This window comes from Halomonas sp. PGE1 (assembly GCF_013000985.1).
GTDB classification, from domain to species: Bacteria; Pseudomonadota; Gammaproteobacteria; order Pseudomonadales; family Halomonadaceae; genus Halomonas; species Halomonas alkalicola.
Map to the genome: position 1 here is coordinate 3,534,678 of NZ_CP053032.1, position 11,831 is coordinate 3,546,508.

At 67.0% G+C, this 11,831-nt stretch carries 8 protein-coding genes; 2 read left to right on the top strand and 6 right to left on the bottom strand.

From position 1 onward, the window contains the following. Positions 1-70: 70 nt before the first annotated feature. Together HIR79_RS16575 and HIR79_RS16580 are read right to left on the bottom strand one after the other, a co-directional pair. Complete coding sequence (locus tag HIR79_RS16575; protein ID WP_169959189.1) at positions 71-1,918, bottom strand: sensor domain-containing diguanylate cyclase; 1,848 nt, start codon at positions 1,916-1,918, stop codon at positions 71-73. A 132-nt stretch (positions 1,919-2,050) separates the two neighbouring features. Next, the gene (locus HIR79_RS16580; RefSeq protein ID WP_169959190.1) at positions 2,051-3,550 is read right to left on the bottom strand and encodes a CoA-acylating methylmalonate-semialdehyde dehydrogenase; all 1,500 of its coding nucleotides are present in this window, start codon (positions 3,548-3,550) and stop codon (positions 2,051-2,053) included. Between the two features lie 219 nt (positions 3,551-3,769). Between HIR79_RS16580 and HIR79_RS16585 the strand changes: the two genes are divergently transcribed. After that, positions 3,770-4,717, top strand: coding sequence for a LysR family transcriptional regulator (locus HIR79_RS16585; protein WP_169959191.1), 948 nt, complete (start codon positions 3,770-3,772; stop codon positions 4,715-4,717). 9 nt (positions 4,718-4,726) lie between these two features. Here the strand turns inward: HIR79_RS16585 and HIR79_RS16590 are convergent, their stop codons facing one another. Further along, the gene (locus tag HIR79_RS16590) at positions 4,727-6,631 is read right to left on the bottom strand and encodes a sensor domain-containing diguanylate cyclase (protein WP_249322197.1); all 1,905 of its coding nucleotides are present in this window, start codon (positions 6,629-6,631) and stop codon (positions 4,727-4,729) included. 433 nt (positions 6,632-7,064) lie between these two features. Here HIR79_RS16590 and katG point away from each other — a divergent pair, with 433 nt between their 5' ends. Further along, positions 7,065-9,233, top strand: coding sequence for a catalase/peroxidase HPI (gene katG, locus HIR79_RS16595; protein WP_211620864.1), 2,169 nt, complete (start codon positions 7,065-7,067; stop codon positions 9,231-9,233). A 100-nt stretch (positions 9,234-9,333) separates the two neighbouring features. Here katG and HIR79_RS16600 read toward each other — a convergent pair whose 3' ends face one another. From HIR79_RS16600 to mntA, 3 genes are all read right to left on the bottom strand, one after another. After that, positions 9,334-10,824, bottom strand: coding sequence for a protein adenylyltransferase SelO (locus HIR79_RS16600; RefSeq protein ID WP_169959193.1), 1,491 nt, complete (start codon positions 10,822-10,824; stop codon positions 9,334-9,336). Between the two features lie 137 nt (positions 10,825-10,961). Further along, positions 10,962-11,381, bottom strand: coding sequence for a type VII toxin-antitoxin system HepT family RNase toxin (gene hepT / locus HIR79_RS16605; RefSeq protein WP_169959194.1), 420 nt, complete (start codon positions 11,379-11,381; stop codon positions 10,962-10,964). Continuing rightward, the gene (gene mntA, locus HIR79_RS16610; RefSeq protein WP_169959195.1) at positions 11,366-11,779 is read right to left on the bottom strand and encodes a type VII toxin-antitoxin system MntA family adenylyltransferase antitoxin; all 414 of its coding nucleotides are present in this window, start codon (positions 11,777-11,779) and stop codon (positions 11,366-11,368) included. The genes hepT and mntA overlap by 16 nt, the downstream gene beginning before the upstream one ends. Positions 11,780-11,831 lie beyond the last annotated feature (52 nt).

Sequence of the window (11,831 nt, forward strand, 5' to 3'; positions counted from 1 at the left end):
TTAACGTCAGCGTCAAGTGACTGTCCATGCGGACGATCGTCGCAAGCGCCACGAGCGCCACGAGCGCCGCTCACGTCTCGCCGAGGATGGCCCGGGTCACCACCCGGTTGCGATTGCGGTCCTTGGCCTGGTACATCGCCTCGTCGGCCTCCCGGTAGAGCCGTTCGGCATCCGGCACCCTCTGGAAGTCATTGCAGCAGACCAGCCCGAAGGAGGCGGTGACCACTCCGCCCTCTGCCTGCACGTGGGGAATGGCGAGGTCCTCCAACGACTGACGGAAGGCCTCCATGACATGCCGGCCCTGGTCCAGAGTATCGACCTCCAGCAGCAGGCCGAACTCCTCGCCGCCCAGGCGGAACAGACGGTCGCCAGCGCGGCGGAAATGTTGCTGCAGCAGCGCGGAGACACGCCTGAGCACCTCGTCACCGGCCTGATGGCCGTAGGTGTCGTTGTAGGCCTTGAAGGCATCGATATCCATCACGGCGAAGAGCAGCGCCCGGCCGCTGCGGCGACGCTGCAGGAGCTCCGCATCAACGAGCTCATGGAACTGGCGGCGGTTGAGCAGCCCGGTCAAGGGGTCGGTGCGGGCCATGGCGGCGAGCCGCTGGTTGGCGGCTTCGAGCTCACGGGTGCGCTCATCCACCTCGGCCTCCAGCCGCTGGTTGTGCGAGCGCTGCAGCTCATGGGTGGCCCGCTCGGCGGCGAGCTTCTCGTTCTTGAGCAGGTTGATCTTGTAGGCCAGCCCGAAGGCCAGCAGCAGGAACTCGATGCCCGAGCCCGCCTGCACGGCGTACTCGGTGAAGACGTTATAGGGCAGCACCCCGGCCACGCGCAGGAAGTAGAGCGCGATCCCCACCAGCAGCACACACCAGGCCACAAGGAAGATCTGTGCCAGGCGGTCGCCCAGCCAGCTGCGCCACACGGCCACGGAGAGCATCAACAGGGAGAGCAGGATGGCGGCGGGGATCATGACGCGGAACACCGGAGCGTAGTGCCCCTGCAGCGCCGGCAGCGCACTCGCCAGGCACAGGCCCGCCACCCCGTGCAGCCCCCATGACAGTCGCGGCGCGTGCCGGCGCAGGTTGAGGTAGCTGCTGCTGAAACTGGCCAGGGTGACGGCGAAGAGCCCGATGGTCAGCGGCAGCATCTGGTTGTTGAAGGTCGGCCAGTTCGGCCACCAGTACTGGTAGGCAAAGCCCCGCGCCGCGAACATCAGCACGAAGAAGGTGCCGAGGTAGACCACATAATGCAGCAGGCTGCGCTCCCGGATAGCCAGGAACAGCAGCAGATTGAAGATCATCAGCGCCAGCAGAGCGCCGAAGTAGAGGCTGAAGGCCATCAGTTCGCGCTGGGCCTTCTGCAGGAAACTGGCGTCGCTCAGCAGGTAGAGCGGCGTGGCATCGAAGAGGCCATCGTGGGTATCCAACCGCAGGATCACGCGGCGCGTCTCGCCGGGCGGCAGCACGATGGGCAGCACGAAGGTGCGGTGGGCCACCGGGCGCGTGTCGAAGGCACGCCGGTTGCCGGTCTGCCATTCGGCGACCACCTCCCCCGCCTCGTCGACCACCCAGGCGTCCAGATAGTCATGCAGCGGCATGGCCAGCTCCAGCAGGCGTCTCAACGGCGCCTCGCTGGCGTTGACGAGCTCCACCTGCAGCCACCAGGCAGAGTCGGAGAAGCTGAAGTTGAGGGTCTCCTGCTCTGAGGACCGCCAGGGCAGGTCGTCATCCCGGGAGAGCAGGTCGTCGATGGTGAACTCGCGATCGACATCCTCCAGCAGCTGCACCTGCGGGCCCAGGTTGAGCCCATCGAAAGGGTCGGCAACATCGAGCGCGGCCCGGGCCGGCGAGGCCAGCAGGCAGGCAAGCAGCAGCCAGGCGGCCAGGGCCGACGGCAGGCGGGGAAATGGGCGAGTCACGAGAGCTCCGGTATCGTATCCGTACGATGCCTGCACTCTAGCAGTTCTGCCTGACCATCCGGTCGAAGGCCATCAACGCACAGGGCCCCGCCTCTCTCGAGGCGGGGCCCTGTCGTTACCGAGCGGAGGTGATCAGCTCAGCGAGATGGTGCTGTTGATGCCGCTGGAGACGTTCTCCGGCTCGTACCAGCGGGCGGTGACGGTCTTGGTCTGGGTCCAGAAGGCGATCGCCTGCTTGCCGTTGGGGCCCAGGTCGCCCAGCTTGGAGGCCCGGGAGCCGGTGAAGCTGAAGTAGGCGACCGGCACCGGGATCGGCACGTTGATGCCGATCTGGCCCACGTCGATGTCGGTCTCGAAGCGGCGCGCCACCCAGCCGGAGTTGGTGAAGATGGAGGTGCCGTTGCCGTTGGGGTTGGCGTTGATGAACTCGATCGCCTCGTCCAGGGTGTCGACGGTCACCACGCAAAGCACCGGGCCGAAGATCTCCTCGCGGTAGATGCTCATCTCCGGGGTCACGTCGGCGAACAGGGTCGGGCCGACGAAGTTGCCGTTCGGGTAGCCCTCGACCTGGTAGCCGCGGCCGTCCACCAGCAGCTTCGCGCCCTCCTTCTCGCCGGCAGTGATCAGCCGCTCGACGCGCTCCTTGGCCTGGGGAGAGACCAGCGGGCCGAGGTCGGCGTCGGTCTGGGTGCCGGGGCCCACCTTCATGCTGCGGGTGCCCTCGACGATATCCTCCAGCCACTCGCGGGCCTCGCCCACCAGCACCACCACGGAGTTGGCCATGCAGCGCTGGCCGGCGGCGCCATAGGCGGAGCCGAGCAGGTTGTTGATGGCCTGGCTGCGGTTGGCATCGGGCATGATCACGCAGTGGTTCTTGGCGCCCATCATCGACTGCATGCGCTTGCCGGCAGCGGCGGCGCGGTTGTAGAGCAGCGAGCCCACGTGGGTGGAGCCGATGAAGGAGAGCGCCTTGATGTCGGCATGGTCGGCGATCTGGTTGGCGACGTCCGGGCCGCCGTGGACCACGTTGAGTACGCCGGCCGGGATGCCTGCCTCGTGGGCCAGCTCGACCAGGCGCATGGTGGAGCTCGGGTCCTGCTCGGAGGGCTTGAGCACGAAGGTGTTACCGGTGGCGATGGCCAGCGGGAACATGAAGCAGGGCAGCATGATCGGGAAGTTGAAGGCAGTGATGCCGGCGCCCACGCCCAGCGGCTGGTGCATGGTGTAGACGTCCACCTCGCTTGCCGCGTTCTCGGCCAGCTCGCCCAGCTGCAGGCTGGTGATCGAGCAGGCGTGCTCCACCACCTCCAGGCCGCGGCCCACTTCGCCCACGGCGTCGGGCAGGGTCTTGCCGTGCTCCTCGGTGATCAGCGCGGCCAGCTCGTCGGTGTGCTCGCGGATCAGCGCCTGCAGCTTGAGCATGATGCGCATGCGCTTGCCCAGGGGCACCTTGCGCCAGGTCTTGAAGGCCTCCTTGGCGCTGGCCACGGCGCGCTCCACCTCCTCCGCGGTGCAGAACGGCACCCGGGCGACCACCTCCTGGGTGGCCGGGTTGACCACGTCGCGCCACTCCTGGCTCTGGGACTGGACGGGCTGGCCGTCGATGATCATGGGGATTTCGCGGACTGACATGGGGCGTGCTCCTCTCTGTGCTGTCGCTGCCCGGGGGATCGGCTTGTTGTTGACGTTGCCGTGGATCACCCTGGCATTAGACTTTGTGTGTATAAAAACACGGAAGGTGATAGAAACGAGTCTATCCAGAGGTCGGATGGTGTGACAACGGGCACTCGGGCACATTGTTTGTGCATTCATGCACAAGCAAACCCGACTCCCATCTTCGGCGAGGCCCCCATGCTCGACTGGCAGGATATCCAGATCTTTCTCGAGGTGGCCCGCAGCCAGCGGCTCACCGATGCCGCCCGCCGCCTGGGGCTCGACCACTCTACCCTGTCGCGGCGCACCCGGCGCTTCGAGCAGAAGCTCAACACCCAGCTCTTCGAGCGCAGCACCCACGGCTACCACCTCACCGAGGCGGGCCAGCAGCTGCTCGCCCACGCCGAGGAGATGGCCCGCCACGCCTTCGAGGCCGGCGAGAGCCTCACCGACAAGAACCACCAGATCAGCGGCCAGATCCGCCTGGGGGTGACCGAGGGCTTCGGCACCTGGGTGATCGCTCCGCTGCTCTCGGCCTTCTGCAGCCGCCACCCCGGGGTGACCCTGGACCTGCTCGCCCTGCCCCGGGTGGTCAACCTGAGCCGCCACGAGGCGGATCTCGCCATCACCGTGGAGCGCCCGGTGAGCCCGGGGCTGGTGATCTCGCGGCTGTGCGACTATCGCCTGCGGCTCTACGGCAGCGAGGGGTACCTCGAGCGCCACGGCGCGCCCGGGCGCCTCGCCGAGCTGGGGGAGCACCGGCTGGTCGGTTACGTGGACGATCTGATCTTCAGCGAGCAGCTCAGCTATCTGGAGCCGCTGCTCGACCCCGCGGTGGTCGGCCATCCCGGGCCGCACTTCGCCATGCGCAGCACCAGCGTGACCACCCAGCACGCCGCCTGCCTGCACGGGGCGGGCCTGGCCGTGCTGCCCTGCTTCATGGCGGAAAGCAGCGGGCCACTGGTCAGGGTGCTGGCAGACGAGGTGGCGATCGACCGCCAGTTCTGGATCACCGCCCGCCAGGAGCAGCGCCGCCTGGCCCGGGTACGCCTGCTGTGGGACTTCCTGCGCGAGGCGTTGGAGGCCAACCGCGACTTCCTGATGGGCGAGGCCCGCGAGCTCGAGATACCGACCGCCGTGGGCTGAGGCCGCAGATCAGGCCTCCTCGGCGTGCACCACTACACCGTTGCGCCCCTGGCGCTTGGAGGCGTAGCTGGCGGCGTCGGCGCGCGCCAGCACCGTCTCGATGGCATCATCGCCCTCCTGGAACACGGTCAGGCCGATGCTGGCGGTCACGAAGTACTCTCGGCCCTCGTGGCTGACGCTCACCTGGCTCACCACCTTCCTGACGGTTTCGGCAATGGTCCTGGCCTGGCTCAGGGTGCAGCTCGGCAGCAGCAGGCCGAACTCGTCGCCTCCCTGGCGCGCCAGGTGATCGCTGCGGCGCACCTCCCAGGCCACCACCTGGGCCACGCGCCGCAGCAGTTCGTCGCCGAGGGCATGGCCACCGTTGTCGTTAACGGACTTGAAGTGGTCCAGATCGAAGAGGATCAGGGCCGAGGGCGCACCGGTCTTGGTGAAGTCGGCCAGCGCCTCCTCGAGGCGGCGCTCAAAGCCGCGGCGGTTGAGCAGGCCGGTCAGCGGGTCGTGCTCCGCCTCCCAGCGCCGCAGGGCCTCCTCGTGGCGGCGTTCGGTGATGTCCTTGACCACCCCGACGATGCCGAGCGGCGCCTCGCCGCCCCCCACCGGGCTGGCGTGCACTTCCAGCCACAGCAGCTCGCCGCGGGCGTCATGCATGCGCAGCTGCCGCAGGAAGTCGTCCCGCCGGGCCAGGGCATGCTGCCAGAGGTCCAGGGCCCCCTCGCGGTCGTCCTCATGGACACGCTCGAGCACGGCTGCGGTGGTGGTGTCCGGCGCGAGCCCCAGCATGGCCACCAGGGCGGGGTTGAGGTAGGTGATCTCGCCCTCGAGATTGGCCACGAACATGCCGGTCGGGGTCGAGCCCAGCACGGCATTCAGGAAGGCCTCGCGCTCCCGCAGCCGATGCAGCGCCTCGCTTCTCTCCTGCTCCAGACGATTGAAGGTCGCCGAGACCTGGCGCAGCTCCTGCAGGTCGGTGGAGAGCAACAGGCGCTGACGCTTGCCGGCGCTCACCTCGCCGATCTGGCCCTCAAGGCGGTGCAGCGGCGCGAGCTGACGACCCACCCACCAGCGGGTCAGCGCCAACAGCAGCAGTGCGGCCACCAGCCAGGTCCACCATAGCTGCTTCAGGAAGGCCTGCAGCGGGGCCAGCACCGAACGGCCAGGCATCATCATGGCCACCACCCAGTCGGCATCCCACACCTGGCGGTAGGCCACCAGCAGGGTATCGCCCTGGAGCTCGTGGCGGGTCTCCCCCTGCCAGCCATCCAGCGCCAGCTGAAAGTCCGGTGGATCGAGCCGGCTCAGATCATCGACCGCCCCCGCCAGGCCACCCGGCACGAAGAGGGGCTCTCCCTCGGCGGTGAAGATCGCCACGTGCCCCTGGTGCTCGAAGGAGAGCGAGGCGATGCTGCGGAAGAACTGACCATGGGCCAGGTTGAGCATGCCGCCCACCACTCCGGCGAACTCGCCCTCGCCCGTGAAGCGGGGCACCAGCATCAGCACCAGTGGCTCCCCGCTGGCACGCCCGACGAAGGGCCGGCTCACGTAGGGCCAGGGCGAGTGGCGCAGCATCTGGAAGTACTCGGTATGGGCGGTCTCGAGCCCCACGCGGCCCGGGACCTCGGGCAGGTCGGCGACCACACGACCCTCGGCGTCGCTCACCATGACGCCCTCGAAGTGGGCCAGCAGGCTGCGGTTCGCCCGGAGCTGTTCGACGGCCGGCTCACCGCTCTCGTCGCCCAGTTGACCGGCGAGATGCTTGAGCGCCGCGAAGCGCTGATCAAGACGATCCTGCAGGCCCCGGCTGAGCATCTCGGCCTGGTAGCCCAGGTGGGCATGGTTGGCGTCGCGGGCCAGGGTCTGGCCCATGCCCCAGGCCACGGCCAACAGCAGGGCGATGATGACCAGCCAGGTCACCACCAGCCCTGCAAGAAGGCGGCCCTGCAGCGTCTGCAGTGGCCGCCAGAAACCCCATTTCACCAACCCTTTTCGCAACCTTCCCTCGGCGCTGCCCCGAATGACAACCAATGTCACAATTTGGGGGCATGTTACAACATTCGCCGTGCGGGCTTCACTTTCCCGAGGCCTGACGGACCGCGCCAGACATAGCAGCTCCGCTGCCGCCCGCCGATTGAGATTGGCTATCGCCGCGGTCGACAATGCCGCATTGTGCTAATGGATCTCCTAGGAGTAGGTTAGGGGTGATCCGGACAGGGAGCCGCGGCCGTCGCGCCAGCGAGGTTGGCGATGGTTGATATGGCTCATTGTCCCCCCGGGAAGTCATCGTCTATACAAGGATGGCTATTCCCGAAACACAGCCAAGCTCACAGCAGCCAAGATGGAGTGCGACATGGGTGATCAGCAGAACACAGGCAAGTGCCCGGTGATGCACGGGTCCAACACGCAGGAGAAGGCGGATGTTGTCGCCTGGTGGCCGGAATCCCTGAACCTGGACATCCTCCACCAGCATGATCGCAAGACCAATCCGATGGGCGAGGATTTCGACTATCGCGAAGAGGTCAAGAAGCTCGACTTTGAGGCGCTGAAGCAGGACATGCATGCGCTGATGACCGACAGCCAGGAGTGGTGGCCGGCCGATTGGGGTCACTACGGCGGCCTGATGATCCGCATGGCCTGGCACGCGGCGGGCACCTATCGCCTGGCCGACGGCCGTGGCGGCGGCGGCACCGGCAACCAGCGCTTCGCTCCTATCAACTCCTGGCCCGACAACGGCAACCTGGACAAGGCACGCCGCCTGCTCTGGCCGCTCAAGAAGAAGTACGGCAACAAGATCAGCTGGGCCGACCTCTTCATCCTGGCCGGCAACGTGGCCTACGAGTCCATGGGCTTCAAGACCTTCGGCTTCTCCTACGGCCGCGAGGACATCTGGCACCCCGAGAAGGACATCTACTGGGGCGCCGAGAAGGAGTGGCTGGCACCTTCGGATAGCCGCTACGAGAACGTCGACAAGCCCGACACCATGGAGAACCCGCTGGCCGCGGTGCAGATGGGGCTGATCTACGTGAACCCGGAGGGGGTCAACGGCCAGCCCGACCCGCTCAAGACCGCCGAACAGGTGCGCGTCACCTTCGCCCGCATGGCGATGAACGACGAGGAGACCGCGGCGCTGACCGCCGGCGGCCACACCGTCGGCAAGACCCACGGCAACGGCGATGCCGGGGCACTGGGCCCGGAGCCGGAAGGCGCAGACGTGGAAAACCAGGGCTTCGGCTGGCTCAACCCGCACATGGACGGCAAGGCGGCCAATGCCGTCACCTCGGGCATCGAGGGGGCCTGGACCACCAACCCCACCGTGTTCGACATGGGCTACTTCGATCTGCTGTTCGGCTATGAGTGGGAGCTCAAGAAGAGCCCCGCCGGCGCCTGGCAGTGGGAGCCGATCGACATCAAGGAGGAGCACAAGCCGGTCGATGCCACCGATCCCTCCAAGCGCCACAACCCCATCATGACCGACGCCGACATGGCGATGAAGATGGATCCGAAGTACCGCGCCATCTGCGAAAAGTTCATGGCGGATCCGGAGTACTTCAAGGACTGCTTCGCCCGCGCCTGGTTCAAGCTGACCCACCGTGACATGGGGCCGAAGTCCCGCTACATCGGTCCGGAAGTCCCGGCCGAGGACCTGATCTGGCAGGACCCGGTGCCCCAGGGCGAGACCAACTACATCGAGGAGGTGGTCAAGGAGAAGATCGCCGAGGCCGGCCTCTCCCTCGAAGAACTGGTCTGCACCGCCTGGGACAGCGCCCGGACCTTCCGCGGCTCCGACATGCGCGGCGGCGCCAACGGTGCACGCATCCGCCTGGCGCCCCAGAAGGACTGGGAAGGCAACGAGCCTGCGCGACTGGCCAAGGTGCTGAAGGTCTACGAGCAGATCTCTGCCGAGACCGGTGCCAGCATCGCCGACGTGATCGTGCTGGGCGGCAACCTGGGCATCGAGCAGGCCGCCAGGGCCGCGGGCCATGACGTCCACGTGCCCTTCCTGAAGGGACGCGGCGATGCCACCGACGAGATGACCGACGCCGAATCCTTCGAGCCGCTGGAGCCGCTGGCCGATGGCTTCCGCAACTGGCAGAAGAAGGATTACGTGGTCAAGCCGGAGGAGATGCTGCTCGACCGCGCCCAGCTGATGGGCCTGACCGCGCCGGAGATGACCGTGCTGCTGGGCGGCATGCGGGTGCTGGGCACCAACCACGGCGGCAGCCAGCACGGGGTCTTCACCGATCGCGTGGGCCAGCTGACCAACGACTTCTTCGTCAACCTGACCGACATGGCGAACCGCTGGGAGCCCACCGGCAAGAACTCGTACAACATCGTGGACCGCAAGAGCGGCAGCACCAAGTTCACCGCGACCCGCGTCGACCTGGTGTTCGGCTCCAACTCCATCCTGCGCGCCTACGCAGAGCTCTACGCCCAGGATGACAACCAGGAGAAGTTCGTGAAGGACTTCGTTACCGCCTGGACCAAGGTGATGAACGCCGACCGCTTCGACGTCGCGTAACGCGCAAGCGCTGGCCGGGGAGACCCGACCACGCCGTCACCCACAGAGACGCCCGAGGAGACTCGGGCGTCTTTTTTGGCTGGTGATGTTCCGCGTCAGCTCAGGTGCCGCAGAAGGTGCGGAAGACCCGCTCGGTGGACGGTGCCGGCTGGGCGTATTCTTCCCGACCTGGCTGCTCGGAGAAGGGCTCGGCCAGCACCTCGCGCAGCGCCTCGAAGGGGCCGAAGTCATCCTGCTCGGCGGCGGCCGCGATCATCCTCTCCACCAGGTGGTTGCGGGGGATATAGAGCGGATTGACGGCGTTCAGGCGCGCGGCGATCTCCTCCCTGCCGACACCTTCCCGAGCCAGACGCTCGCGCCAGCGCGGCAGCCACTTCCGCAGGGCCGCGTCGTTCTCGAACAGCGCCAGCAGCGCGGGGGCGTCGTCTTCCACCGCCTCACCCTCTTCAACCGCTTCACTCAGGCGACGGAAGGCCAGGGTGAAGTCGGCTCGGCCGGCCTGCAGTGCTTTCAGCAGGCCCTCGACCAGCTCGCGGTCGCCCGCCTCCTCCTGCGCCAGCCCCAGCTTCTCGCGAAAGACCGCCAGCCACTCGGCCCCATAGCGCGGCTCGAAGGCCTCGACCAGCGCCGTGGCCCGCTCAACGGCGCGCTGCTGGTCCGCATCGATCAGCGGCAGCAGCGCCTCGGCCAGCCGCGCCAGGTTCCACTGGGCGAGCCAGGGCTGGTTGCGATAGGCGTAGCGCCCCTGCTCGTCGATGGAGCTGAACACCGTCGCAGGATCATAGGCCTCCATGAAAGCGCAGGGGCCGTAGTCGATGGTCTCGCCGGAGATCGCGCAGTTGTCGGTGTTCATCACCCCGTGAATGAAGCCGAGCCCCATCCACTTCGCCACCAGCGCCGCCTGGCGCCCGACTGCCGCCTCCAGCAACGCCGCGTAGCGCTCACCCTCTTCCAGGCCCTTAAGCTGGGGATAGTGTCGCTCGATGGCCAGGTCGGCCAGGGTGCGCACCGCCTCATGCTCGCCCCGGGCGGCGAAGTACTGGAAGGTGCCCACCCGCAGGTGGCTCGACGCCACCCGGGTCAGCACCGCACCGGGCTCCGGCACTCGGCGGAAGACCCGCTCGCCGCTGGTCACCGCGGCCAGCGCCCGGGTGGTGGGCACGCCGAGGCGATGCATCGCCTCGCTCACCAGGTACTCACGCAGCACCGGCCCGAGGGGAGCGCGACCGTCGGCGCCGCGGGAAAAGGGCGTCATCCCGGCGCCCTTGAGCTGGATATCGCGCAGGCGCCCGTCGCGGTCGGTTACCTCGCCGAGCAGCACCGCCCGGCCGTCGCCCAGGCGCGGGTTGAAGTGGCCGAACTGGTGGCCGGCGTAGGCCTGGGCGATGGGCTCGGCGCCTTCCGGCACGGCGTTACCGGAGAACCACTCGGCGGCGAGCGCCTCGTCGAAGGCATCGAGTTCAAAGCCGAGCTCCTCGGCCAGTGGGCGATTGAAGGCCACCAGCCGCGGCGCGGGCACCGGCACGGGGTCGAAGCGGATATAGAAGTGTTCCGGCAGGCGAACGTAGCGCAGGGTGAAGGCGGGAAACATGGCGGCTCCGGGCGGGCGAAGATCGGGGTCAATACCCGAGTATAACGCTCGGAATTGAGGCTTTCGACCAATCGCCGTCCCCTATCGCCGCATCATATCGCGGCGATGGGCGGGGCTGCGGCGACAGGTGGGGGCGTTCAGCGCACGGCGGGATCCATGAAGGTGCGAGCAAACTGCTTGAACTGGCCGAGGTGTTCCTGGCAGATGGAGAAAACCACCTGCCAGTTAACGGCTTCGTAGTTGTGCACCACGATATTGCGAAATCCGACCGACTTCCTCATGTTGTCGGCAAGTTCTCTACTGATGACGCCTCGTTCGGCCAGCACTTCGAAGCTCTGCCCCATGGTAATGGGCGATGTCAGGTCATGATGCTCCGCAATCCAGTGGGCAGCGATATCGACACAGAGCTGTACGGCACGCGTGAGGTTGAGCGCCAGGATATCCTGAATATCGATATCGGCCTCGAGGGCTTCAAGGGTATCGGGGCAGCGACTCTCCAGCCGCACGACACAGCGGCGCAGCGACTCGAGTTTCTGATTGATCAGGAGTTGATCCATGCGTCCTGCCTCGCCCTGAGAATCCTCTGCTGGAGAGGCACGAAGTCCTCGTTATCGATGATGTTGCGATAGACCAGCCTGGCCCAGCAGGTATCGCTGCCCTTGAGACGAACGCCGGTCGTGACGATCCGAGTCAGCAGCGGCTGCCCCGCCGCCCTGAGATCGACCAGGTCCACGGGACGCGACGACGCCAGCGCCAGCGCCTCGATCATGGCCATCTTCTGCTGGCTGCTCAGGGGCTCGCGGCTCTCCACGGCGACGTCGAGATCGCTCTCGGGCCGCGCCCTGCCTACCGCCAGGGAGCCGAACAGCACGACCTGCTCGACTTCGAAGGGCGCCAGGGCCTGAAGAATCGCCTGGTGAAGCTCTCGATCCACATCGTTAACCACGGGCTGCATGTCGTCGCCTCTGGGGATGACTTCGATTACAGGCAGTGTACCCCGACGGTGA